Source organism: Streptomyces sp. NBC_01363, assembly GCF_026340595.1.
Lineage (GTDB): Bacteria > Actinomycetota > Actinomycetes > Streptomycetales > Streptomycetaceae > Streptomyces.
This window is the reverse complement of sequence record NZ_JAPEPF010000001.1, coordinates 4,906,721-4,931,446: the sequence shown is the minus strand read 5'-3', so window position 1 is coordinate 4,931,446 and position 24,726 is coordinate 4,906,721. Positions and strand designations below refer to the sequence as shown.

Sequence of the window (24,726 nt, the reverse complement as noted above, 5' to 3'; positions counted from 1 at the left end):
ACACTGTCGCGATCCCGGTCGCGGGTGCGGGCAGCACCGTCGGCAGCCTGGCCGGAGCCTGCCGCAGAAGTGGTCAAGGGCAGTTCCGGAAACTTGCCCATATCGAGAGGGAAGGTGCCTTACGGGTTGATGTTCGAACGGAACACGGCGGTCGATCCCCGCCGTTCCTCATGGACGGTTTCCTCACCGAAGCCGGTTCGGCGAGGACCTTGCGGACAGCGCGTCCCAGCTCTTCGAGCACGGTTGCAGTACGCCCTGATAATCACCGGTGGGGCAGCAGGCCGGGCAGGCCCCCTGTTGCGGGGGACTGCCCGGCCGCGCTGTGTGGCTACCGGATGTCGTAGGCGCGGGTGATGTTCTGGGTGACCGCGTTGCCGTTGGAGTCGGTGAGGGTGGCCTTCAGCATGACCTGCTTGCCGGCGGCGCCGGTGTGGTCGAGGACGGCCGTCCACTTGCCGTGCTGCTGCTCGGTCGGCGCCTTCGTCCAGGTGGTGCCGCCGTCGTAGGAGTACGACAGCGAGGCCGCTGTGATGACGCCCGGGGTGTACCCGGCGTGACCCTCGGCCGACAGGCCGACCTTGATGCCGCTCTGCGCGGGCAGGGTGTTCGTACCGTCCACCGGCAGGTCGTACGCCGGGAAGAGGATCGGCAGGCCGCGGGAGTAGACGTCCGGCTCCAAGTGGGAGCGGAAGCTCCAGGTGGTGGTGACATCGGTGGAACGCAGCCAGTTCCGGTCCGAGGTGTCGATCTTGGACAGGTTCTGGGTGAGCTCGTACGCGGAGTCCTCGGCCGGCACCTCGAACACGTCGTACGGATAGGTGCTTCTGGCGATCTCCTCACCGTTGCGCTTCAGCAACAGGTTGCCGAGGTCGCCGAACGACGCGCCGCCGGACCAGTGATCGCCGGAGGCGTCGAGCCAGAGCGCGCTCTGGAAGCCGATCAGATCGCCCTGCCGCTCGGCGGCCAGCGCCAGCTTGCCGGCACTGTCACGCGGCGCGGCCGGACGCAGGAGACCGCGGTACCACTCCTCGGTACGCCGGTCTCCGGCCCGGTAGACGCGGTCCTGGTCGCTCATGAACGCGGCAAACGGGAAGCTGGACATCGCGCCGTGCATCCAGGCGTCGTCGCCGGTCGTGTAGTAGGCGGTACGGGTACCCGGCACGTGGACCGGGTCGAACAGGCTCACCGTGACAGTGGTGTTCTTGTTCCAGGAGGGACGGATGAACAGTCCGTCAGTGTAATCGGCCTCCTTGCCGAGGGCACTCCACTTCTCGGTGACCTGGGCCAGCTTGGAGTCTCCCGGCTGGTAGACCCGATCGGACTGCAGCGGGCCCTGAGTCGGGAACGAGAGGTTGTAGACATAGGACGAGCCGCCCTGGGAACCGGTCGCGCGCCAGGTGGGCCGGAATTCGAAGGAGCCGTTCTGAGCACGGCCGTCGACGGAGGCGTAGAACTTCTGCACGACGCTGCCGGCCATGAGCGATCCGCTCAGCTGCCAGGTGTCGTCCCACGTGCGGGCGTAACTGAAGGTGGTGTGGCTCACCGTCGAGGGACGGTCGGTCTGCACGCTCAGCCGGTGGGCCTTGCGAGCGTCCAGAACAACGGTGGTGTCACGGGTGATCCGCAGCTGCGGGCGCCCGAGGTAGCCGATGGATTCGGCTGCGTTGTTCGCGTCGTAGGTGGCCACGAAGCCGGCGAGGGCGTAGTCGCCCGGCCGCACGCTGTACATCTGCTCGGTCGCACCCTGGTTGCTGCGGCGCTCGCCCTTGTCGGTGTCGAGGCTGACCAGGTCCAGGGAGGAGGCGCCGGTCGCGGGCTTGCCGTTGCGGTCGATGACCTTGACCCGGAGGGTGACCGTTTCCGGCTGGACGTAGAGCGTGACCGGCACGGAGACGTGCGCCTTGCTGCCGGTGGGCATGATCCGGCCGGTGACGGCACCGTACTGGGCGGCCTTGAGACGGGCGGTGGGGTCGATCCGCACCGGCACCTGGACGGTGGCCCCCGCGGGAACGGTCACCTTGCCCTGCTCCAGCTTGATGACGCCGGAGTTGACGTCGCTGCCGTCGTTGCCACGCACACCGCTGACCTTGAGACTCAGGGCAAGGTCGCCGGAGCTGGTGTTGGTGAAGGGCACCTGCACGGTGGTGCGGTCCGAGCTGTCCTGCGGCCAGTTGTAACTTCCGCCCTGGACGGCGGGCGCGGAGAGCATCTTCTGGTGCACCGCCGCGACCACGTCGAGGACGCCGGCCCCGGTCTGGTCCGCGCCGGCGACCTTGCCGCCGGTGCGGGCGGAGGAGACGAGGGCGGCCTTGATCTGCTGCGCGGTCCAGTCCGGGTGGGCCTGGCGGACGATGGCCGCTGCGCCCGCGACGTGTGGGGTCGCCATGGAGGTGCCCGACATCGTCCGGTAGGCGTAGACGCCGCGTCCGCCGGCGTTGGCCGCCGAGATGTCGACGCCGGGGGCGGCGATCTCGGGCTTGAGGGTGTGGGTGACGGCCACCGGACCGCGGCTGGAGAACCACGCGGTGGTGTCGTCACGGTCGACAGCACCGACGGTCAGCACGCCGGGCGCGCAGCCGGGCGAGGAGACGGTCTCGGTGCCCGAGCCGGCGTTGCCGGCGGCGACGACGAACAGGGTGTGCGTGTTCTGCGAGAGCTGCTTCGCGGCCTCGGCCAGCGGGTCGGTGCAGTCGCCGATCGCGGGGTTGCCCAGGCTCATGGAGACGACATCGGCCTGCTGGTCGACGGCCCACTGCATACCCGCGATGATCCAGGAGCTTGCGCCGGATCCGCTGTCGTTGAGGACCTTGCCGATGAGCAGATCGGTCCCGGGGGCGACGCCCTTCTTGCGGCCGTCACTGGCCGCTCCGGAACCGCCGACCGTGGAGGCGGTGTGGGTGCCGTGTCCCTGCCGGTCGGCGGTGCTGTCGGAGTCCGTGAAGTTCTTGGACGCGGCGACCCGGCTCACCAGGTCCGGGTGCTCGGCGTCCACGCCCGTGTCCAGCACGGCGACCTTGGTGCCCTTGCCGTCGTAGCCCTCGGCCCAGGCCTCCGGCGCGTGCACCTGCTTGGTGGACCGGTCCAGCGTGGCCTTGACCTTGCTGTCCAGCCACAGCTTCTTCAACGTGGAGGCAGAACGTGAGCGGGTGTTGGTGACGTCCTGCCAGAAGGTGGCGGCCGTGTCCTTGTCGGCCTTGAGCGCGACACCGTCCACTGCCGGGAGGCTCAGGCCCCGCTCGGCCCCACGAGGGGCCGCCGGCGCACTGTCGGCAACGTTCACACTGTTCCGGTAGGTGGCAATGAGCGGCAGCGCGTCGGTGTGCGTGTCGTCGTATCCCTGGCGGATCAGCCCGGTGACGTTGAACAGCTGCTCGTCGACCTTGCCCTCGGCGATCGCCCGGGAGGCGCCCTCCGGGTAGACATAGAGGTCCTTGCCCATCTGAAAGGTCTGCACAATCGGCTGTGTGCCGTCCTCGCGGGGCAGCACGGCCGCCGAGCTGCGGCCCGACGTGTCCGTGGTCACCAACACCTTGTCGCCGGTGATGAGCGTGACCGCGACCTGCTTACCGCCCGTTGCCGCGGCACCGCTGCCGATGACGGGCCTCTTTCCCGAGGCACCGTCAGGCGGCGTATCCGCCGCCCCGGAAGGCGAGACCGCGGTGACGGCCAGGACGGCGGCGGTCGCCGCGCCCAAGGCTATACGCGCTATGGGATGCATGAGTCTCCCTACTTGAACCGTGAACATGCCATGCTGCGGCTGCATCCTGGCAGACATGCGGATCACTTAGGGTTGCCGTGCGTGACGGGTTTCCCACGTGGCGGTATTCCGTCACACGGTCACATCAATCGGTTCGTCAGCTCGGTGGATCTTCGGGCCCGGCAGGTGGTGGATCTTCGGGTCCGGCACCGGCCGTCGTCCTGTCCCTCCGCGACAACTCAGGCTTCCGGCCCGGATCTGAACGCGTAGTCGTTCAGCCGCGGCGCCGGTCTCGGCTTCGCGGTGCCGTACACAGTCGAGACCGCCGCCCCGCCGCCCCGACGCCCTCCCTCAAGCAAGTACATCGCCGACGTGATCGCCGGTGCCGTCGTCATGGCCGCCGCCATCGCGATGTCGTTCCTCATCCCCAAGCCGCCGAGGGGCGACAGGGACTCGGTCAGGTACCTGTCGGGTGTGGGGGCGCGTGCCGCCGCTCCGGTGGATGTCTCCAGCCCGGTTCACGGGCCCGTCGGCGGTGAAGCAGGAACCTGCCAGGAGTCGGCGGCCACCCTCGCAGGGGGACCACCGACAGATGGAAGGTCCTCGGCTCCCAGGCCGAAAAGGAGGTCAAAGCCAGCCCGTAAGTGCAGCGTGCCATCCAAGTTGCAGGCGCGACTCCGCTCCGGCAAGATCCATCAGACGGCGTATCCGCCGCTCCACGGTGCGTATGGAGAGACCGAGTTGGGATGCCGCCCGCCGGTCGGATATCCCTGCCAACAGCAGCGCCAGGACCTCCAGTTCCTCCTCGGTCGGCTGCTGATCGGCTGCCGGCTCCGCGCGCACGCCCGTGGGAGTGGTGTACATCGGTCGGGCCTGGGCCCATTCCTTCTCGAAGAGATGGACCAGGGCCGTCAGCAGGCCGCTGCGGTGCACCACGATTGCGCTCGGCTCACCGCCGGAGTCCGCCATGTCCAGTGGCACCATGGCGCGCTCCCGGTCCGACACAACCATCTTCAGCGGCAGCGAATCGACCATCCGAAGCTCAAGGCCTGCCATGACGGCCGCCCGCACGTCCCGCACGACGTCGTGACCGTGGAGATAGTTCTTGTCAGCGATGACCCGGAAGTCGACCCCGCGGTCCAGCGCGGAGCTCTCCGACGTGTCGGTATCCTCGCGCGGCACCGCGATGGGCGTGCCGACGAGGAAGACAAGCAACTCCCGCTGGGCGCCGCACTGCAGTTGGTGGAATCGGTGTGCGACCTGCTCCACGCCGACGACCACCTCCACGACACCGCCCGCAGTGTGTGCGGCGGTAGTGCGGTACTGCTCGGTCAGCATCGAGAACGCGGTCTCGGCCTGGTGCAGCGCGTTGCGCTGCTCGACGAGGAGCGGGGCCAGGGCCACCGAGGGTGGTGTGAGCCGGTAGTGGGCGGGCTGAAGACCGGCCTCGGAGTCGGCCGAGTCGGGTGCCCCACTCTCGGCTTCGGTGGCGAGGGCCACCAGGCCGCGCGCCGCCAGGTCGAGCAGGATGCGCACGCTCTCGGCCTTCTCGAGTCCGGTTTGCCGGGCGAGGTCCTGCGCGGAGGCTGTCGGGCGGGCCAGCAGCGCCGTGTAGATGGCCTCTTCGGCCGGGCCCAATCCCAGCGCCTGCAGCATCCGGCTCCTCCTCGGGCCCCCTACCGTGTCCGGCCCTGGCGCAGCTCCCGTGCACCGAGCGGATTCTTCTCAGCCGAACCCTATCCCTCTGTCAGGTTGTCGCCATTGGCTGGTTGCCTGGTCGATACCCCGGCCAGGATGCCGATCACCCGGGCTCCGGCCTGCTCAGGTTCGTGAATCGACCCGGGCACCCAGCGGACTGGTGCGCTGGCAGGGAAGAGGGTCACCCGAACACGGAAGTCGAGCAGAATCTCCTTGCGGGCCTGTATGTCCGGAGCTCCGCACCACCGGTCCGCAACGGTCTCACCGATCGGCCGCCGGACCATGCCGGGTGCGCGCTGAGGTTCGGCCTCGAGGGTACGGGGTCGGATAAGTCGCGCAGGCCGAAGTCCTGGGCATGAAACCACCCCCTTTTCCGGGCTGTACAGGTGTAGCGCGGTGGCGCGTCCTTCGCAGTCCGGGTACACAGCCGGTTGTGGCACTGCCCGCACAGGAGAATCCCCGTCAGCAGATAGTCGGTGTTCGAATGGCGCGTCCCGAACGGCCTACGACAAGCGGCTGACGTTGTCGGGGTCGGCCGGAACGCGGCGGGCGACCTGCCTTATGACTTCGGCAGCGTGCGGATGGAGTTCGACGCGATCGGGATTGCCGCCCATCACCTTCCGCACGTACTGAAAGCCGTAGGACGGATTGCCGTTCGGGCGGCCAGCAGCACGGGTTTTGATTGTGGCGTCGCGGTTCCGGCGCTGGATAGCGCGGAGTTCCATCTGCGCACCCCAGGCCTCCACGGTGAAGGGGTTCTCGTCGGCCGGGTCGTCCAGTTCCCGAGGACCTTCGTACCCGTACGTCACGAGCGGTTTCTTCTCGTCCCGCATCTTGTAGCCAGTGTTCAGGCAGTCGACGACGTTGCGACCGAGCCGGTCCACCGCAGCGGCGACGAGGCGGAGGACGTGGCCGGCTCCACGCGGGACAGCCGCCGCACGCCGAGCAGGCATTTGCCACGTCCGTCGTAGGGTCGTTCCATCACGTTCAGGTCCGTGCCGTGCAAGTCGCTCTCCGTTCGAGCGTGCAGAGTACGGAGAATTGGCGGCAGGACCTCCGCGAGCGTTCTTGGTCAGCCCAAGAAGCTCAGTCGAACCTGACGCTCCGGGTTGTCCCGGTTCGTGTCGACCAGGCACACCGACTGCCACGTCCCCAGCTCCAGCCGGCCCCCGATCACCGGAAGCGTGGCGTGCGGTGGGACGAGGGCGGGCAGTACGTGGTCGCGGCCGTGGCCGGGGCTGCCGTGGCGGTGCTGCCAGCGGCCGTCGGCGGGCAGCAGGGTGTGGAGGGTGGCCAGGAGGTCGTCGTCGCTGCCGGATCCGGTTTCCAGGATGGCGATGCCGGCGGTCGCGTGCGGTACGAAGAGGTTGAGGAGACCGTCCCTGGAGGCGGCGTTCCGGGTGAGGAACTGCTCGCAGTCGGACGTCAGATCGGTGACGGTCTCCGTCGTTCCGGTGGCGATGTGCAGAACGCTGGTGGCGAAGGCATGGGGCATGCGTCCATCTTCGCGCCCGCGCGGCGAGATCGCGCGTCCACTTGCCGAGACACCATTGACCGTTTCAGCCATGGATCGCTACGTTCAGCGCCATGTTCCGTTCAGCTCTGCTCACTTCGCGCGGTCACATCGACCTGCTGCGGGTGGCCTCCGCCGCGTGTCGTCGCGGCTGCTGACGTTCCTTCAGCGCCTCCTTCGTCGCCGGTGACCGGGCGCTCCGGCCGCCCGTTCTCGCCGCCGTACGCGACTGCGCGTACGCGCTCCGGCGCACCCCGCCCCGTCCACCGCGCCTCGTGATCCCCGTGCCGTAACGGCGGCAGTGGTTCGCGTACGCGTCGTCGCGGCGCGCCTCCCTTGCCCGTGGACTGCTCATGGAGCACTCATGACCATCGGCCATGCCCTAGCACCACCGGATATATCATCAGAATCCGGAAAGAATACTGTTCCTTTCGCTCCTCGGTCGCTCGATCTGGAGCCCATCGTTCCGGCCTCCGCGCAGGAGGTGCGGCTGCGTGCCGTGCCCCGTTGGCTCCGGCGCGCCGTCGGGCCGCTGCTGTTGCTCGCGCTGTGGCAGGTGCTCAGTGCCACCGGCGTGCTGCACGCCGGTGTGCTCGCTTCGCCCGGCACCATCGCCCGCGCCGGATCGGATCTGATCGCCGACGGGACGCTGCCGTCGGCGATGGGGATCTCGCTGCAGCGGGTCACTGTCGGGCTGGTGCTCGGGGGTGTCGTCGGTACGGCTCTCGCGCTGGTCTCCGGGCTCTCGCGGCTCGGCGAGGATCTGGTGGACGCGAGCGTGCAGATGCTGCGCACCGTTCCCTGGGTCGGGCTGATCCCACTCTTCATCATCTGGCTGGGGATCGGCGAGGCCCCGAAGGTGGCGCTCATCGCGCTCGGGGTTGCCTTCCATCTGTATCTCAACGTGTACGCGGGCATTCGCGGGGTCGACGCCCAACTCATCGAGGCCGGTGAGTCGTTGGGGCTCGGCCGGTGGGGACTGATCCGGCATGTGGTGCTGCCGGGCGCGCTGCCCGGAGCCATGACCGGGCTGCGTTACTCGCTCGCCACCGCATGGCTGGCCCTGGTCTTCGGCGAGTCCGTCAACGCCGATGCCGGGATCGGCTTCCTGATGAACCAGGCCCGGGAGTTCTTCCGTACCGATGTCATCGTCGTCTGTCTGGCCGTCTACGCCTTCCTCGGCCTCACCGCCGATGTCGTCGTCCGCATACTCGAAAGGCTGCTGCTGCAATGGCGACCGACCTTCACGGGCCAGTGAGCCCCGCCGCTCCGGCCGACCCTGCCGGGACGGCCGTTCGGGTCGAGGGGCTGACCCGTTCCTTCGGCGGCAGGGCCGTCGTCGACGGGCTCGATCTCACCCTGCGCGCCGGGGAGTTCACCGCACTGCTCGGGCGCAGTGGCTGCGGCAAATCGACACTGCTCCGGGTGCTCGCCGGGCTGGACCGTGAGATCGAGGGCACGGTGCTCGTGCCGAAGCGGCGGGCGGTCGCCTTTCAGTCGCCCCGGCTCATGCCGTGGAAGCGGGTCTGGCGCAATGTGCTGCTGGGGCTTCCCGGCAAGCCCGAACGGGCTGTCGCAGAGCGGGTGTTGGAGGAGGTCGGGCTCGGTGAGCGGTCCGGGGCGTGGCCCAAGACGCTCTCCGGGGGTGAAGCACAGCGCGCTTCGCTGGCCCGTGCCCTGGTGCGTGAGCCGGATCTGCTGCTGCTCGACGAGCCGTTCGGCGCGCTGGACGCGTTGACCCGCATCAGGGCGCAGCGGCTGGTGGCCGAGCTCTGGCAGCGGCGTGGCTGTGCCGTGCTGCTGGTCACCCACGATGTGGACGAGGCGCTGCTGCTGGCCGACCGCGCGCTGGTGATGCGGGACGGTGCCATCGCATACGAGACGCCGGTCCCCCTGGACCGGCCGCGCGGCGTGAGCAGTCCCGGATTCGCCGCGCTGCGCTCCCGGCTGCTGACCGAGCTGGGTGTCGCGGGCGATGCCGTCGAGAGCGTCGAGGCCGCCTGAGGCGGGGGCTGTCGGCCCACCGGCCGGCGCCCCGATGCCCCGCCGTCCCCTCCCGCCTCTCGCCTCCCGTCTCTCGATACGCACGACGAAAGGTAGACCGATGAGAAACCGCGCCCTGCCCGCCCTCCTTCTGCCCCTCACCTTGTTGGTGACCGCCTGCGGCGGGGCCACGTCCGCCTCCACCACCGGCAACACCGACGGGAAGGGCGGCGTCACCCTCGACGTCGGTGACCAGAAAGGTGGTTACGAAGCCATCCTTCGGGCCTCCGGTGAACTGGACGATCTCAGCTACCGCATCAAGTGGTCGACCTTCACCTCGGGCCCGCCCCTGCTGGAGGCGGTCAATGCAAAGGCCGTGGACATCGGGGGCGTCGGCAATACGCCGCCGGTGTTCGCGGCGGGTTCCGATTGCAGGATCGTCGTGGTGGGCGCCGCCCACGGCTCGTCCACCGGCGAGGCGATCGTCGTCCCCGAAGACTCGCCGTTGAAGTCCCCGAAGCAGCTCAGGGGCAGGTCGATCGCGGTGGCGCAGGGCAGCTCGGCCCACTACCAGCTGATTGCCTCACTGAAGAAGGCCGGGCTCGGCATCGGGGACGTGCGGCTGAGATTCCTTCAGCCGGCGGACGCGCTGGCCGCGTTCAGCCGGGGCAAGGTCGATGCCTGGGCCATCTGGGATCCGTACACCTCGCAGGTGCTCCGCAGCACGAAATCCCGCGTACTGACCACCGGGCAGGGCGTCGTGAACGGCCTCAGCTTCCAGGTGGCCTCGCCGGACGCGCTCAAGGACACCGAGAAGTCCAAGGCGATCGGAGACCTGCTGCTGCGTCTGCAGCGGGCACAGACCTGGGTGTTCAGGCATCCGGAGGCATGGGCGAACGTGTGGTCGAAGGAGACCGGACTGCCCTACGAGGTGGCCCTGGACGCGGTCAGGCGGAGTTCCGGGACCCGCGTGTCCGTTGCCGTCGATCCCGCCGCGATCGCCTCCGAACAGGCCATCGCCGACACCTTCGCCGATCTGAAGCTCATTCCGCGGCGCTTCTCCTTCAAGGACTACGTCGACACCCGGTTCAACCGCGATCTGCCCCCGTCCTCCACCGCTCCCCGCTCGTACGGAAAGGCCTCGTCGTGAATGTTCATCTGCACTGGTTCCTGCCCACCGGTGGTGACGGGCGCACGCTCGTCGACCGGCACGCGTACACCGACGGCGGGATCGGGCGGGACCGGATCACCCCGGTGAGCGGGGTGCGCGCGCCCGACATCGAGTATCTGGCGCAGATCGCCAAGGCCGCCGAGCAGCTGGGCTTCGAAGCCGTGCTGACGCCCACCGGGACCTGGTGCGAGGACGCCTGGCTGACGACGGTGGCGCTGGCCCAGCACACCGAACGGCTGAAGTTCCTGGTGGCGTTCCGGCCGGGAGTGATCTCGCCGGTGCTCGCCGCGCAGATGGCGGCGACCTATCAGCGGATCACTCGGGGACGGCTGCTGCTCAATGTCGTCACGGGTGGCGACTCCACGGAGCAGCGGCGGTTCGGTGACCATCTGGACCACGACCGGCGCTACGCACGGACGGCGGAGTTCCTGTCGGTGGTCCGGGGCGCGTGGAGCGGGCGGCCCTTCGACTTCGACGGTGAGCACTACCAGGTGGAGGGCGGACTGACCGCGCTGCCGCCGGACCCGCTGCCGGACATCTTCTTCGGCGGGTCGTCGGCGGCGGCCGGCCCGGTGGCCGCCGCGCATGCCGATGTCTATCTGACCTGGGGCGAGCCGCCGGCCGCGGTGGAGGAGAAGATCGACTGGATCCGCGGCCTGGCCGAGGAGCAGGGACGTACGGTGCGCTTCGGCATCCGGCTGCACACCATCTCGCGCGAGGCGTGGGCGACGGCCGACCGGCTGCTGGGCGATCTCGATCCCGAGACGATCGCCGCCGCCCAGCAGGCACTGGGGCGGAGCGAGTCGGTCGGGCAGCAGCGGATGCTGGCGCTGCACCGCGGTTCGCGCGAAAAGCTGGAGATCTCGCCGAACCTCTGGGCGGGCGTCGGTCTGGTGCGGGGTGGTGCGGGCACCGCGCTGGTCGGCAGTCATAAGGAGGTCGCCGACCGGATCGAGGAGTACCACGCGCTGGGTGTGGAGCACTTCGTGCTGTCCGGATACCCGCATCTGGAGGAGGCGTACTGGTTCGGCGAGGGCGTCACACCCGAGCTGGCGGCACGCGGCCTGCTGTCGACCGTACCCGCGTCACCGCTGCTCGGGGTTCCTGCCGCGAACGGCCGACCGGCGTCCGCGCCGGGCGGGGCACCGCTGCTGGTCGCCGGGGGCCGCTGAGGGAGGAACGCCGACGCCGGCGGGCCGGTGGCCGATGCGTCGTCGAGCCGGTGGGCCGGTGGGAACGGACCAGCGGGAACGGGACGGCCCGGAAGAACCGCGGTCGATCGGGGAAGATCCTCACGCCCCGCACAGTTGGTAGAAGCGTGAACAACCTAGGGGTGGCCGCAGCACGCAGGGTCGATGTCGTCGTGATCGGCGCCGGACAGGCCGGACTGTCCGGCGCCTACCATCTGCACCGCACCGGCCTGGAGCCCGATCGCGACTTCGTCGTACTGGACCATGCCCCGCGCCCCGGCGGCGCCTGGCAGTTCCGCTGGCCCTCGCTGACGTACGGCAAGGTCCACGGCATGCACGCACTGCCCGGCATGGAGCTCACCGGAGCGGACGACAGCCGGCCCTCCGCCGAGGTGATCGGTGAGTACTTCGCCCGGTACGAGCGCGCCTTCGACCTGCGGGTTCACCGCCCCGTCGAGGTGAGCGCGGTACGTGAGGGCACCGACGGACGGCTGCTCGTCGAGACCTCCGAGGGTACGTACGCCACCCGTGCCCTGATCAACGCCACCGGCACCTGGGACCGGCCGTTCTGGCCACGCTACCCGGGGCAGGAGAGCTTCCGGGGGCGCCAGCTGCACACCGCGAACTACCCAGGTCCGGCCGAGTTCGCCGGACAGCGCGTGGTGGTGGTCGGCGGCGGCTCTTCCGGTACGCAGCATCTGATGGAGATCGCCGAGGTGGCGGCCGAGACCTACTGGGTGACGCGTCGGCCGCCGGTCTTCCGCGATGGCCCCTTCGACGCGGACCGGGGGCGGGCCGCGGTGGCGATGGTGGAGGAGCGGGTGCGGCGCGGGCTGCCGCCGCAGAGTGTGGTGAGCGTGACCGGGCTGCCGCTCACGGACGCGGTGCGGCACGCCCGCGAGACGGGGGTGCTGGACCGGCTGCCGATGTTCGACCGGATCACGCCCGCCGGGGTCGCCTGGGACGACGGCCGGACGGTCGAGGCGGATGTCATCCTCTGGGCCACCGGCTTCCGGGCCGCCATCGACCATCTCGCGCCGCTGAAGCTGCGCGAGCCGGGCGGCGGCATCCGGATCGAGGGCACTCGGGCGGTACGGGACGCGCGCGTCCATCTCGTCGGGTACGGGCCGTCCGCCAGCACGATCGGCGCCAACCGGGCCGGGCGGGCGGCGGTGCGCGCGATCGGCCGGCTGCTGGACGGCAAGGATCCGGTGGCGGAGGCCGATGAGGCGCTCGCGCCCGCCATGGTGTGACGGCGCGGGCGCTCAGCCGGTGGACGCGCTGCGGCGGTTGCGGTTGAACTCCGCCACGTTCCTCTGCTGTTCGGTGTAGCTGCTGGTGAAGCGGGTGTCCCCCGGCGCGACCGTGACGAAGTACAGCCATGCTCCGGGAGTGGGGTTGATCGCCGCCGTCATCGCCTGCTCCCCCGGGTTCCCGATGGGTGTGGGCGGCAGCCCCTTGCGCTCATAGCTGTTGTACGGGCTGTCGATCTTCGTGTCGCCCTCGGTGGTGTGCAGGGTGCTGCGGTTCAGCGCGTAGTTGAGCGTGGAGTCCATCTGGAGCGGCATGCCCCGGGCCAGCCGGTTGTAGACGACTCTGGCGACCTTGCCCATGTCGGCCCCGGTGTCCGCCTCGGCCTGCACGATGCTGGCGATCGTCACCGTCCGGTACACCGAGACGCCGTTGCGCCGCGCGCCCGCGGCGATGTGGTCCGCGCCGAACCGTTCGACCGCGGTGTCGACCATGTACCTGAGCAGGCCCTGCGGGGTCGTGTCGGAGGTGACGGGGTACGTCGCCGGGAAGAGGTAGCCCTCGGGGTCGCCCTTCGCCTCGGCCGGAAGCGGAAGGTCCGCCGTACCGGCGGCCTTCCCGGTGGTTCCCGGCTCGACCGCGAGGGCCTTGTCGACGGCCGCGTACACCTGGGATGCCCGCCACCCCTCGGGAATCACGAGCGAGCGGGCCTGCTCGACCTTCGGCCCCCTCGTCAGCAGTGGCACGAGCACGGCCGCTGCCACGACCAGGACGAGCACGATGCCGATGATCAGCGCCAGACGGCCGCGCCGGGTCGGGCGGAACGTGCGACGGGGCGGGGTGTCCGGGGACTCGTTCACCATGCGGGCACGCTATCCCGCCCTCCGGAACCACGGCCCGTGACGACACAGCTCCCGCACCCCATGAAGGGAACACGCGAACAAGGGATCGGATGTTCCCCCGAACGCGTGATCGTTCCGCTATTCGTTGCTCAACTCCCCTGCGGCACAGGATGATTACAGGGCGCAAGCGACGGGCTGCAGACCGCGACTGTGCTGTCCCACTTATGCACCACGTACAAGGAGAAACACCGAATGAACGTCATCACCAACCTGCTCGCCGGCATCATCCACTTCGTGGGTTGGCTCGTCTGACCATTGCTCCGCCCGGCGCCGTCGCTCCCCGTCCCACGGGAGCGGCGGCGTCGCCGCGTGTTCGGCCTCGGCGGGGGTACACCCGACCCCGCCCATCAGCTTGTCGCGGGGGCGAGTTGGGTGTCCCGTCGGACCAGCGCGGCATAGCGGCCGTCCTGCTGGAGCAGTTCCTCGTGGCTGCCGCGCTCGGCGGTCCGGCCGTCGTCCAGGACGACGATCTGGTCGGCGTCGCGGACAGTGGAGAGCCGGTGCGCGATGGTGATGGTGGTGCGCCCCTCGGAGAGCGCGTCGATCGCTTCCTGCACGGCGAATTCCGTACGGGTGTCGAGGGCGCTCGTCGCCTCGTCGAGCACCAGGACGGGCGGGTCGCGCAGAATCGTGCGGGCGATGGCGAGGCGTTGCTTCTCGCCGCCCGAGAAGCGGTAGCCGCGCTCACCGACGAGGGTGTCGTAGCCGTCGGGCAGTGAGGCGATGTGGTCGTGGATCTGCGCCGCACGGGCCGCCGCCTCGATTTCGGCGTCGGTCGCGTCCGGCTTGGCGAAGCGCAGGTTGTCGGCGACCGAGGCGTGGAAGAGGTAGGTCTCCTGGGAGACCACTCCCACGGCTCTTGCCAGGGTGTCGAAGTCCAGATCGCGTACGTCGACCCCGTCGAGCGTGACCCGGCCGCCGGTGACGTCGTAGAGCCTGGGCACCAGATAGCTGAGCGTGGACTTGCCGGATCCGGTCGGTCCGACGACCGCCAGGCTGCCGCCGGCCGGGACGGTCACATCGATGCCTCTGAGGGTCGGACCGCTCTTCTCGTCGTAGCTGAAATCGACGTCCTCGAAGCGGACCTCGCCGCGGATCCGCTCCAACCGGACCGGCTTCTCGGGCTCGGTGATGTCCACGTCGAGGTCGAGGTACTCGAAGATCCGCTGGAAGAGCGCGAGGGACGTCTGCATGTCCACGCCGGTGGAGAGCAGGCTCACGGCGGGCCGGAAGAGGCCCTGCTGGAGCGAGACGAAGGCGACGAGGGTGCCGATGGAGATGGCGGGTCCGCCGGACTGCAGGGCGAGGCCCGCCGCCCAGTAGATGACGGCGGGCATGGCGGCCATGACGATGCCGATCGTGGACATCCGCCACCGTCCGGCCATGCTGGAGCGCACTTCGAGGTCGACGAGCTTCTCGGACTCATCGGCGAAGCCCTTGGTGAGGGAGTCCGAGCGGCCCATCGTCCGGCCGAGCAGGATGCCGCTGACAGAGAGCGACTCGGTGACCGTCGCCGCCATGGCGGCCATCTGCTTCTGACGCCGGGTGGTGATCCGCTTGCGCTCCCGGCCGACCCGGCGGCTGATCCAGACGAAGACCGGCAGCAGCAGGAGCGAGACCAGGGTGAGCCGCCAGTCGAGCGCCAGCATGGCGACGACCGTGGCGATGACCGCGGTGAGGTTGGAGACCAGGGACGTCGCGGTGGAGGTGACGGTCGCCTGCATGCCGCCGATGTCGTTGGCGATGCGGGACTGGACCTCGCCGGTACGGGTCCGGGTGAAGAAGGCGAGCGGCATCCGCTGCAACTGGGCGTAGACGGCGGTGCGCAGGTCGTGCATGACGCGCTGGCCGACCGTGGTGGAGATCAGGGTCTGCAGGACACCGAAGACGCTGTTCATCACGGCGGTGAGAATCATGCCGAGGGCGAGCAGCGACAGCAGTCCCGTGCGCCCCTGGGGGATGGCCGTGTCCAGGATCTCGCGCAGCAGGAAAGGCGAGGCGACCGACACCAGCGACGAGGCGCCGACGAACAGCCCGACCAGTGCGAGTCGGCCCCGGTAGGGACGGAAGAGGCGCAGGATGCGGCGCACCTCGGCGGGCGGACGGCTCGCGCCCTTCGGTGGGGGTGTCCAGTTGATTTCGTCGGGTTTCATGGGCTCCTTCGTCGGGCGTGCGGTGGCTGCGACTCGAGCGGGGGTCGGGCAGGACTTCGAGCGGGGGCTCGCAGCGAACGGACTTTTGAGAGCCTAGCTCATTGTTACCTATACTCACAATGAACGGGGTCCTGATATTGTTCCCTCCATGGACTCCTCCGACGCCGACGGCGTGCTCGCCGAGCAGCTGCTGCGGGTGACCCGCAGGCTCCAGCGGATCCAGAGCCGCCAGCTGGAGCCGATGGGTATCACTCCCGCACAGTTCCGGCTGCTCCGCACCGTCGCGCATTACGACGGCCCGCCCCGGATGGCCGATCTCGCGCAGCGCCTGGACGTCGTCCCGCGCGCCGTGACCACCCTGGTCGACGGCCTGGAGGCGAGCGGACGGGTGCGTCGCGCCCCCGATCCGGACAGCCGCCGGGTGGTCCGCATCGAGATCACCGACGAGGGCCTCGCCACCCTCCGGTCGCTGCGCGACGCGCGCCGCGCCGCCGCGGAGGAGATCCTGGCCCCACTGACCGCCGATCAGCGCGAGGTGCTCGGCGGACTGCTGTCCGCTCTGGTGAACGGAATGCCGGAGCGCCGCTGTTAGAACACCGCACGGACACGCCTGCGCCCGCCGGGTGACGCGCGTCCGCCGCCGTGGTACCGAACCGAACCGCCGAGGAGACCTCGACATGCCACTGCTGGAGCCGAAGCCGGAAGCACTCCGCCCCGAAGCGGTGCGGACGCCGTCCGTGGACCGGGTCCCCGACCGGCAGGCTCCGGGCACGCCCGAACCGCTGCGCGGCGACCTGATCGCCCTGCTCGGTCCGGGGAAGGTGCTCTGGAAGGTCTCCGACCTGGTGAAGTACGCCTCCGACGCCAGCCCCTACCGCTTCGTCCCCCAGGTCGTCGTGGTCCCGGAGGACATCGACGAAATCTCGGCGGTCCTGTCGTACGCGCACGGAAGGGGCCGTGAGGTCGTCTTCCGGGCGGCCGGCACCAGTCTGAACGGCCAGGCCCAGGGCGAGGACATCCTGGTCGACGTGCGCCACCACTGGGCGGGCATCGAGGTCCTGGACGACGGTGCGCGGGCCCGCATCCGGCCGGGTACGACCGTCGTGCGGGCCAATGCCGCCCTCGCCCGGCACGGCCGGCTGCTGGGCCCCGACCCGGCCAGCGCGATCGCCTGCACGATCGGCGGGGTCGTCGCCAACAACGCCTCGGGAATGACGGCGGGCACGACCCGCAATTCGTACCGCACGGTCTCCTCCCTCACCTTCGTGCTGCCGAGCGGCACCGTCGTCGACACGGCCGATCCGGCCGCGGACGAGGACCTCGCCCGCGCCGAGCCACGGCTGTGCGAAGGGCTGCTGGCCCTGAAGGCGGAGATCGAGGCGGACGCCGAGCTCACCGCCCGGATCCGCGCCAAGTACGAGATCAAGAACACCAACGGCTACCGCCTCGACGCCTTCCTGGACGGCTCGACGCCGGTCCAGATCCTGCGCGGTCTGATGGTCGGCTCCGAGGGCACCTTCGGCTTCATCTCCGAGGTCGTCTTCGACACGCTGCCGCTGGACCGCCGGATCTCCACGGCCCTGCTGTTCTTCCCGTCCCTGACCGCGGCGGCGGCCGCCGTGCCCCGCTTCAACGAGGCCGGGGCGATTGCCGTCGAGCTGATGGACGGCAATACGCTGCGCGCGTCGGTGAGGGTCCAGGGCGTGCCCGCGGACTGGGCCGAACTGCCCAAGGAGACCGCGGCGCTGCTGGTGGAGTTCCGGGCCCCGGACGAGCTCGGCCAGGAGGCGTACGAGCGGGCGGCGGCGGCCGTCGTCGAGGAGCTCGACCTGGTCTCGCCCGTCCCCTCGGTGACCAATGGGTTCACCCGCGACGCCAAGGCCATCTCCGGCTACTGGAAGGCCCGCAAGGCATTCGTCACCGCGGTCGGCGGCTCCCGGCCCTCGGGGACGACGCTGATCACGGAGGACTTCGCGGTGCCGCCCTCCCGGCTGGCGGAAGCCTGCGAGGCCCTGCTCCGGCTCCAGGCGGAGCACGGTTTCGACGCCGCCGTGGCGGGCCACGCGGCCCACGGCAACCTGCACTTCCTGCTCGCCTTCGACGCGGCGAAGCCGTCCGACGTCGACCGCTACGCCGCGTTCATGGACGACTTCTGCCGGCTGACGGTGGAGCGCTTCGACGGCTCCTTGAAGGCCGAGCACGCCACCGGCCGCAATATCGCCCCCTTCCTGGAGCTGGAGTGGGGCCCGAAGGCGACCGCGCTGATGTGGCGCACCAAGCAGATCATCGACCCCGACGGCGTCCTGGCCCCCCGGATCGTCCTCGACCGCGACCCGAAGGCCCATCTGCGCGGACTGAAGACCATTCCCGAGGTCGAGGCGGTCGCCGATCCCTGCATCGAGTGCGGCTTCTGCGAGCCCACCTGTCCCAGCCATGATCTGACCACGTCCCCGCGCCAGCGGATCGTGCTGCGCCGGGAGATGATGCGGCAGCCGGGCGGCTCCCCGGTGGAGACGCAGCTGCTCGACGCCTACGGCTATGACGCCGTCGACACCTGTGCGGGCGACTCGACGTGCAAGCTCGCCTGCCCGGTGGGCATCGACACCGGCGCGATGATGAAGGACTTCCGCCACCGGCGCCACTCGCCGCGCGAGGAGCGGATCGCGGCGCTCACGGCGAAGAACTTCAAGGCGGTGGAGGCGGCGGCGCGGCTCGCGGTGGCCGCAGCCGACCGGATCGGCGACCGGCTCGGCGACGGACCGCTGGAGACCATCACCGCGCTCGCCCGCAAGGCCGTGCGCCCCGATCTGGTGCCGGAGTGGCTGCCCGAGATTCCCGGCGCCGCCGCCCGGAAGCTGCCCAGGACCTCCCGCGTCGGGGCGAGCGCCGTCTACTACCCGGCGTGTGTGAACCGGATCTTCGGCGGCCCCGAGGGCCACCACGGTCCGTCGCTGCCGCAGGCCGTCGTCGCCGTCTCCGCCCGCGCCGGAAAGCCGGTTTGGATCCCGGACGATGTCGCGGGGACCTGCTGCGCGACGATCTGGCACTCCAAGGGGTACGACGAGGGAAACGCCGTGATGGCCAACCGCATCGTGGAGGCGGCCTGGGGCTGGACGGCCGGCGGAAAGCTCCCGCTGGTCGTGGACGCCTCGTCGTGCACCCTGGGCATCGCCCATGAGGTGGTGCCGTATCTCACCGACGACAACCGGGAGTTGCACCGGGAGCTGACCATCGTCGACTCCCTGGTCTGGGCGGCCGACGAGCTGCTTCCGGAGCTGACGGTCCTCCGGAAGACCGGTTCGGCGGTCCTGCATCCGACATGCTCCATGCAGCATCTGGACGACGTGGAGCAGTTGCGTACGGTCGCGGAGGCCTGCGCCGAGGAGGTCGTGATCCCTGACGACGCCGGGTGCTGCGCCTTCGCGGGCGACCGGGGCATGCTGCACAAGGAGTTGACGGCCTCGGCGACGGCGAAGGAGGCCGCCGAGGTGAACGGGCGCGCGTACGACGCCTATCTCTCGGCCAACCGCATGTGCGAGATCGGCATGGACAGGGCCACGGGGCATTCGTACTACTCGGTGCTGATGGAATTGGAACGGGCCACCCGGCCAGGAGCGGTTGTGCGCTGATCACCTGGGCCGTTCGGTCCCCGTAGTCGCCTGGACAGCCGGGCGGGCTCGACGCGTTCGAGCCCGCCCGGCATTTTTGCGTGTGCACAAAAGTCCATGGTTTCGGAACAGGAGTCCAATCACTCCCCTTGCGCAACAACAGACCCAACTACCAAGGTCCTTACCGAGGTTCATTACCAGCCGCGCACGTCAGACCCCCTTCACGGAGGATCGATGAACGACGCAGCACAGCAGAACGACGGTACGCAGGGCGGCGACGAGGGCTCCATGAGCCGCCGCTCGGTCCTGTGGACGACCGCCGGAGTGGCCGGGGCCGGGCTCGGGCTCGGTGCCCTCGGGAACTCCACCGCAGCCGCCGCCCCGGGCCGGGCGCCGGAAACCGTTGCCGCCGACCGGGCGGACGCTCCGAAGCGCCAGGGCAGGACCATGGTGGGGGTCCCCTTCGACCGGCGTTCCACCGTCCGGGTCGGCATCGTCGGCCTCGGCAATCGCGGTGGCAGCATGATCGATCTCTTCCTGGCCGTCAGTGGTGTACAGGTCGTCGCCGTCTGCGACCCGGTCAAGGCCAAGGCGCAACGGGCTGCCGCGAAGGTGACCGCCGCGGGTCAGCCGGCACCCGCCGTCTACACCAATGGTGAGGACGACTACGAGAACCTCTGCAAGCGCGGGGACATCGACTTCGTCTACGTGGCAACGCCCTGGGACTTCCACTTCCAGATGGCGAAGACCGCCATGCTGAACGGCAAGCACGTCGGCGTGGAGTGTCCGATCGCTCTCCAGCTCGACCAGCTCTGGGAACTGGTCGATCTGTCCGAGCGCACCAGACGCCACTGCATGCAGCTGGAGAACTGCTGCTACGGGCAGAACGAGATGCGGGTGCTGCGCATGGCGCATGCCGGTCTCTTCGGCGATCTGCTGCACGGCGCGGGCGCGTACAACCACGATCTGCGTGGCCTGATGTTCGACCCGGACTACTACGAAGGCCCTTGGCGCAGGCTCTGGCACACCAGGCTGCGGGGCGATCTCTACCCCAACCACGGGTTCGGCCCGGTCGCCAACTACATGGACATCAACCGCGGCGACCGTGCGGTGAGCATCACCAGCGTCGGTTCCCCGTCCCTCGGCCTGGCCGAGTACCGCAAGAAGAACATGCCGGCCGGCGACCCGAGCTGGAAGGAGACCTATATCGAGTCCGACCGGACGATCAGTCTCGTCCAGACCGCCAAGGGACGAGTGATCCGGCTGGAGCACGACGTGTCCACTCCGCATCCTTACTCGCGGATCAACAGCCTCGGCGGCACGAAGGGCGTCTTCGAGGACTACCCCGCCCGCATCTACATCGAGCCCGACCACACCAATGACAACTGGGGCGACTTCGCCAAGTACCAGGAGTGGGACCACTGGCTGTGGAAGGAGCACGCCAACCCGCCCGGCGGTCACGGCGGCATGGACTACATGCTGGTGTTCCGGCTGATGCAGTGCATGCGGCTCGGCCTCGTCCCCGACTTCGACGTGTACGACGCGGCGACCTGGACGTCCCCCGTGCCGCTCAGCCATCTGTCCATCAGGGCGAAGGGCGCGCCGCAGCAGATCCCGGACTTCACCCGCGGTGAGTGGAAGAAGGCCCGCTCCGGCATGGACTCGGAGAACCCCGAGAAGGCCTGACCGGCCGAAGCGAACGGGTGGGCCGGGTAAGCGCGCGCCACGAGGCCCGGCCCGCCCGTTCGCATCGCGACCGTGGCGCGAAAAGTACCGTTCGCGGAGAAAACCAATTGCTCCGACCGACGTCCCAGGGCGAACCTTGCACGGTTTGGATCATTCACCTTGATCCATTCACCGAACAAACCGTCACACCGAACCATGGGACGTCATGCAGATTCGCGATCTTCCCTACCCGGATCCCGGCGATCCCGATGTCCGGTCGGGCCCACGCTTCCTGCTCTGGCTCGGCCGCAATCAGCTCAGGGGCCAGCTCAGATCCATGTCCTGGGGCCTGCTCCACCAATGCTCCATCGCCGGGCTGCCGCCCGCCGTCGGTCTCGCCGTTCAGGCGGTGGTCGACCGTTCCGGCAGCCGGCTCGCGTGGTCGGGCGGCCTGATCGCGGTCCTGGGCGTGCTGATCGCGCTGGGCGACACCATGCTCCACCGGACGGCCGTCACCAACTGGATCACCGCTGCCGCCCGGGTCCAGCAGCTGCTGGCCCGTAAGACCGCGGAGCTCGGCTCGGCGCTGACCCGTCGGGTCGCGGCGGGCGAGGTGGTCGCGGTTTCCACGGGCGACGTCGAGAAGATCGGCTGGTTCGTCGAGGCGCTCTCGCGGTTCGCCGCGGCCGCCGCCGCGCTGGTGCTGATCTGTGCGGGGCTCCTCCTCTATCTGCCGTCCCTGGGCATCCTGGTGACCCTCGCCGTGCCGCTGCTGGCCCTCGCCGTGCTGCCGCTGCTCCCCCGGGCCACCCGGCGCGCGGATCTCCAGCGCGAAAAGGCGGGCAAGGCCACGGAACTGGCTTCGGACACCGTGGCGGGGTTGCGGGTGCTGCGCGGGATCGGCGGCGAGGAACTGTTCCTCGGCCGCTACCGGCGTGCCTCCCAGGAGGTCCGCGAGGCCGCGGTGCGCAGCGCGCGGATGTGGTCGCTGATCTCGGCGATCCAGGTGCTGCTGCCGGGCGTGCTGCTCATCTCGCTGGTCGTGTACGGGGCGGTGCTGGCCCGGGACGGCCGGATCGACGTCGGTCAGCTGGTCACGGTGTACAGCGCGGCGACGCTGCTGCTGTTCCCGCTCCGTCACTTCGAGGAGATCGCGATGGCGTACTCCTTCTCGCGGCCTTCCGCCCAGCGCGCGGTCCGGGTGCTGTCGTTGCGCCGCACGGACCGGCCGTCGACCGTCGATGCGGCACCGGCCGGCGATCTGTACGACCCGGTCACCGGTCTGATGGCCCCGGCCGGCCTCTTCACCGCGGTGGTCTGCGGAGATCCGGACGAGGCGGGCCGGCTGGCCGAGCGGCTCGGCGGGCACGCACAGGTGAACGCGGACCCGGACGCGGCTGCCGACAGGAGCGGGCGCGCCGCGGAGGCGGAGGGCGGAGCACGCGACGCGGACGCCGCGGCGCGGAGCGCCCCGTCCGTCCTGCTCGGTGGCGTGCCGCTGGACGAACTCCCGCTGGACTCCGCCCGGACCGCCGTGCTGGTCCAGGACAAGGACCCGGTTCTGCTGTCCGGGACGCTGCGCGAACTGCTGGACGTTCCGTCGTCCGGCCGGGTGACCGCCGAGGAGGCGCTGACGGCCGCGCAGTGCGGCGATGTGCTGGACTCCTTGGCGCAGGCGTCGCTCGCCACGGACGGCGACCCGATGGCGACCCGGATCACCGAGCGCGGCCGGTCGCTCTCGGGCGGCCAGCGTCAGCGGCTCGCGCTGGCCCGCTCCTTGGTGACCGACCCGGAGGCGCTGGTTCTCGACGAGCCGACCTCCGCCGTCGACTCGCACACGGAGGCCCGGGTCGCCGCCGGAATCAAGGCACTGCGCCGGGGCCGCACCACCGTGGCGTTCGCCTCGTCACCGCTGCTGCTCGACCTCGCGGACCGGGTGGTGCTGGTGCACCGGAGCACCGTCGTCGCGGTCGGCGGGCACCGTGAACTCCTGCACACGGACCCCCGTTACCGGGCGGTCGTGACACGCGAGACGGACGACGAGATCGCGGCCCTGACCTCTCGGGGCGCGACCGTGACGATCGAGGAAATCGAGGAACGGGCATGATCGGCGTCGCAGTACCGGCGTACGACCCGGCCGCGCCGGAGTCGGCGACGACCCTGCCGGTCGGCACCCCCACCACCGTACGGAGCTATGTACGCGAGCTGCTGCGGCGCCATCGCGGACGGTTCACCGTACTCGTCGCGTTCAACGCCATCGCGGTGATCGCGTCGATCGTCGGCCCCTATCTGCTGGGCGGGCTGGTCGAGGACCTCTCCGACGGTGGGCGGGAGCTCCATCTGGAGCGCACCGCCGGGGTGTTCGCGCTCGCGCTGATCGTGCAGACCGTGTTCACCCGGCTGATGCGCCTGCGGAGCGCGATGCTCGGTGAGGAGATGCTGGCCGATCTGCGCGAGGACTTCCTCGTACGGTCGGTCGGGCTGCCGCCGGGGGTGCTGGAGCGGGCCGGTACCGGAGATCTGCTCTCCAGGATCACCACGGACATCGACCGGCTGGCCAATGCGATGCGTGAGGCCGTGCCGCAGCTGGCGATCGGTGTGGTGTGGGCGGGGCTGCTGCTCGGTGCGCTCACCGTGACCGCTCCCCCGCTGGCACTCTCCGTACTGATCGCGCTGCCGGTGCTGATCCTCGGCTGCCGCTGGTACTTCAAGCGGGCACCGTCCGCATACCGTTCGGAGGCCGCGGGGTACGCCGCGGTCGCCGCGATGCTGGCGGAGACGGTGGACGCCGGACGGACGGTGGAGGCGCACCGGCTGGGTGCGCGCCGGGTGGCGCTGTCGGACACGCGCATCGCCCAGTGGACGGCGTGGGAACGCTACACATTGTTCCTGCGCTCCGTGCTCTTCCCCGTCATCAACGTCACGTACGTGACGATTCTGGGCGCGGTGCTGATGCTCGGCGGCTGGTTCGTCATCGAGGGCTGGCTGACCGTGGGACAGCTGACGACGGGTGCGCTGCTGGCGCAGATGATGGTCGACCCGATCGGTCTGATCCTGCGCTGGTACGACGAGCTGCAGGTCGCCCAGGTGTCGCTGGCCCGGCTGGTCGGGGTGCGGGACATCGAACCGGACGCGGGCGATGCGGGCGTCGTCCCGGACGGCCGGGACGTGCGGGCCGACGAGGTGCGCTTCGGGTACCGCGCCGGCCTCGACGTCCTGCACCGGGTGTCGCTGGACGTCGCGCCGGGGACGCGCCTCGCGCTGGTCGGCCCGTCCGGCGCCGGCAAGTCCACGCTGGGCCGGCTGCTGGCCGGGATCTACGCCCCGCGTACGGGCGAAGTGACGCTCGGCGGCGCCGAGTTGTCACGGATGAAGGCGGAGGACGTACGTGCGCATGTGGCGCTGGTCAACCAGGAGCACCATGTGTTCGTCGGTTCGCTGCGGGACAACCTCCTGCTGGCCCGTACGGGCGCCGAGGACGCCGAGCTGTGGGCGTCACTGGCGGCCGTCGACGCGGACGGCTGGGCGAGGAGCCTGGACGAGGGGCTGGACACCGAGGTCGGCTCCGGCGGTCTGGCGCTGACTCCGGCCCAGGCCCAGCAGATCGCCCTGGCCCGGCTGGTCCTGGCCGATCCGCACACGCTGGTGCTGGACGAGGCGACATCGCTGCTGGACCCGCGGGCGGCCCGCCATCTGGAGCGCTCACTGGCCCGGGTGCTGGACGGCCGTACGGTCGTGGCCATCGCACACCGGCTGCACACCGCGCACGACGCGGACGTGATCGCGGTGGTGGAGGGCGGCCGGATCAGTGAACTGGGCAGTCATGACGAGCTGGTGGCGGCGGACGGCGCGTATGCGGCGCTGTGGCGGTCCTGGCACGGCTGAGCAGGCCACG

Annotated in this window: 17 protein-coding genes; 11 read left to right on the top strand and 6 right to left on the bottom strand. The window is 70.0% G+C overall.

Annotated features, from left to right (window positions below; all coding sequences use genetic code 11):
• Nucleotides 1–328: 328 nt before the first annotated feature.
• The 4 genes from OG611_RS22350 to OG611_RS22335 all read right to left on the bottom strand — a co-directional run bounded on the left by OG611_RS22350 (nt 329) and on the right by OG611_RS22335 (nt 6,890).
• Nucleotides 329–3,718 (bottom strand): S8 family serine peptidase, encoded by a 3,390-nt coding sequence (locus OG611_RS22350; RefSeq protein ID WP_266422965.1) that lies wholly within the window; start codon nt 3,716–3,718, stop codon nt 329–331.
• Between the two features lie 606 nt (nt 3,719–4,324).
• Nucleotides 4,325–5,353, bottom strand: coding sequence for a helix-turn-helix domain-containing protein (locus OG611_RS22345; protein WP_266422962.1), 1,029 nt, complete (start codon nt 5,351–5,353; stop codon nt 4,325–4,327).
• A gap of 545 nt (nt 5,354–5,898) precedes the next feature.
• A complete protein-coding gene (locus tag OG611_RS22340; RefSeq protein WP_266422959.1) occupies nt 5,899–6,279 on the bottom strand; it encodes a recombinase family protein in 381 nt (126 codons plus the stop codon).
• Nucleotides 6,280–6,467: 188 nt separating this feature from the next.
• A complete protein-coding gene (locus OG611_RS22335) occupies nt 6,468–6,890 on the bottom strand; it encodes a secondary thiamine-phosphate synthase enzyme YjbQ (protein WP_266422957.1) in 423 nt (140 codons plus the stop codon).
• Between the two features lie 92 nt (nt 6,891–6,982).
• Between OG611_RS22335 and OG611_RS40910 the strand changes: the two genes are divergently transcribed.
• The 6 genes from OG611_RS40910 (at nt 6,983) to OG611_RS22305 (ending at nt 12,505) form a co-directional block, all read left to right on the top strand.
• Nucleotides 6,983–7,066, top strand: coding sequence for a putative leader peptide (locus tag OG611_RS40910; protein WP_350692898.1), 84 nt, complete (start codon nt 6,983–6,985; stop codon nt 7,064–7,066).
• Between the two features lie 206 nt (nt 7,067–7,272).
• Nucleotides 7,273–8,166, top strand: a complete 894-nt coding sequence (locus OG611_RS22325; RefSeq protein ID WP_266422951.1) for an ABC transporter permease — start codon at nt 7,273–7,275, stop codon at nt 8,164–8,166.
• Nucleotides 8,139–8,912 (top strand): ABC transporter ATP-binding protein, encoded by a 774-nt coding sequence (locus OG611_RS22320; RefSeq protein ID WP_266422949.1) that lies wholly within the window; start codon nt 8,139–8,141, stop codon nt 8,910–8,912. Before OG611_RS22325 ends, OG611_RS22320 begins: the two co-directional genes overlap by 28 nt.
• Before the next feature lie 100 nt (nt 8,913–9,012).
• Complete coding sequence (locus tag OG611_RS22315) at nt 9,013–10,041, top strand: ABC transporter substrate-binding protein (RefSeq protein ID WP_266422946.1); 1,029 nt, start codon at nt 9,013–9,015, stop codon at nt 10,039–10,041.
• Entirely contained in the window at nt 10,038–11,234 is a 1,197-nt protein-coding gene (locus OG611_RS22310) for an LLM class flavin-dependent oxidoreductase (protein WP_266422943.1), read from the top strand. The genes OG611_RS22315 and OG611_RS22310 overlap by 4 nt, the downstream gene beginning before the upstream one ends.
• 146 nt (nt 11,235–11,380) lie before the next feature.
• A complete protein-coding gene (locus tag OG611_RS22305; RefSeq protein WP_266422941.1) occupies nt 11,381–12,505 on the top strand; it encodes an NAD(P)-binding domain-containing protein in 1,125 nt (374 codons plus the stop codon).
• 12 nt (nt 12,506–12,517) lie between these two features.
• On the opposite strand, the gene mltG is transcribed toward OG611_RS22305, so the two are convergent.
• Nucleotides 12,518–13,366: an endolytic transglycosylase MltG gene (gene mltG / locus OG611_RS22300; protein ID WP_266422938.1), complete on the bottom strand. Its 849-nt coding sequence runs from the start codon at nt 13,364–13,366 to the stop codon at nt 12,518–12,520.
• A 386-nt stretch (nt 13,367–13,752) separates the two neighbouring features.
• On the bottom strand, nt 13,753–15,558 hold the full coding sequence (locus OG611_RS22295; RefSeq protein WP_266422935.1) for an ABC transporter ATP-binding protein: 1,806 nt from the start codon (nt 15,556–15,558) through the stop codon (nt 13,753–13,755).
• A gap of 148 nt (nt 15,559–15,706) precedes the next feature.
• Here OG611_RS22295 and OG611_RS22290 point away from each other — a divergent pair, with 148 nt between their 5' ends.
• From OG611_RS22290 to OG611_RS22270, 5 genes are all read left to right on the top strand, one after another.
• Nucleotides 15,707–16,150 carry a MarR family winged helix-turn-helix transcriptional regulator gene (locus OG611_RS22290; RefSeq protein ID WP_266422932.1) on the top strand — a complete coding sequence of 148 codons (444 nt, stop codon included), beginning with the start codon at nt 15,707–15,709 and terminating at the stop codon, nt 16,148–16,150.
• A gap of 85 nt (nt 16,151–16,235) precedes the next feature.
• On the top strand, nt 16,236–19,187 hold the full coding sequence (locus OG611_RS22285; protein ID WP_266422929.1) for an FAD-binding and (Fe-S)-binding domain-containing protein: 2,952 nt from the start codon (nt 16,236–16,238) through the stop codon (nt 19,185–19,187).
• Nucleotides 19,188–19,400: 213 nt separating this feature from the next.
• Complete coding sequence (locus OG611_RS22280) at nt 19,401–20,852, top strand: Gfo/Idh/MocA family protein (RefSeq protein WP_266422927.1); 1,452 nt, start codon at nt 19,401–19,403, stop codon at nt 20,850–20,852.
• Between the two features lie 205 nt (nt 20,853–21,057).
• On the top strand, nt 21,058–22,938 hold the full coding sequence (locus tag OG611_RS22275; protein ID WP_266422924.1) for an ABC transporter ATP-binding protein: 1,881 nt from the start codon (nt 21,058–21,060) through the stop codon (nt 22,936–22,938).
• Nucleotides 22,935–24,716 carry an ABC transporter ATP-binding protein gene (locus tag OG611_RS22270; RefSeq protein WP_266422921.1) on the top strand — a complete coding sequence of 594 codons (1,782 nt, stop codon included), beginning with the start codon at nt 22,935–22,937 and terminating at the stop codon, nt 24,714–24,716. Before OG611_RS22275 ends, OG611_RS22270 begins: the two co-directional genes overlap by 4 nt.
• Nucleotides 24,717–24,726 lie beyond the last annotated feature (10 nt).

Bases quoted from the DNA above. Each gene is read 5' to 3' on its own strand.
- OG611_RS22350 (WP_266422965.1), bottom strand. From the start codon at position 3,718: ATGCATCCCATAGCGCGTATAGCCTTGGGCGCGGCGACCGCCGCCGTC.
- OG611_RS22345 (WP_266422962.1), bottom strand. From the start codon at position 5,353: ATGCTGCAGGCGCTGGGATTGGGCCCGGCCGAAGAGGCCATCTACACG.
- OG611_RS22335 (WP_266422957.1), bottom strand. From the start codon at position 6,890: ATGCCCCATGCCTTCGCCACCAGCGTTCTGCACATCGCCACCGGAACG.
- OG611_RS40910 (WP_350692898.1), top strand. From the start codon at position 6,983: ATGTTCCGTTCAGCTCTGCTCACTTCGCGCGGTCACATCGACCTGCTG.
- OG611_RS22325 (WP_266422951.1), top strand. From the start codon at position 7,273: ATGACCATCGGCCATGCCCTAGCACCACCGGATATATCATCAGAATCC.
- OG611_RS22320 (WP_266422949.1), top strand. From the start codon at position 8,139: ATGGCGACCGACCTTCACGGGCCAGTGAGCCCCGCCGCTCCGGCCGAC.
- OG611_RS22315 (WP_266422946.1), top strand. From the start codon at position 9,013: ATGAGAAACCGCGCCCTGCCCGCCCTCCTTCTGCCCCTCACCTTGTTG.
- mltG (WP_266422938.1), bottom strand. From the start codon at position 13,366: ATGGTGAACGAGTCCCCGGACACCCCGCCCCGTCGCACGTTCCGCCCG.
- OG611_RS22295 (WP_266422935.1), bottom strand. From the start codon at position 15,558: ATGAAACCCGACGAAATCAACTGGACACCCCCACCGAAGGGCGCGAGC.
- OG611_RS22290 (WP_266422932.1), top strand. From the start codon at position 15,707: ATGGACTCCTCCGACGCCGACGGCGTGCTCGCCGAGCAGCTGCTGCGG.
- OG611_RS22285 (WP_266422929.1), top strand. From the start codon at position 16,236: ATGCCACTGCTGGAGCCGAAGCCGGAAGCACTCCGCCCCGAAGCGGTG.
- OG611_RS22280 (WP_266422927.1), top strand. From the start codon at position 19,401: ATGAACGACGCAGCACAGCAGAACGACGGTACGCAGGGCGGCGACGAG.
- OG611_RS22275 (WP_266422924.1), top strand. From the start codon at position 21,058: ATGCAGATTCGCGATCTTCCCTACCCGGATCCCGGCGATCCCGATGTC.
- OG611_RS22270 (WP_266422921.1), top strand. From the start codon at position 22,935: ATGATCGGCGTCGCAGTACCGGCGTACGACCCGGCCGCGCCGGAGTCG.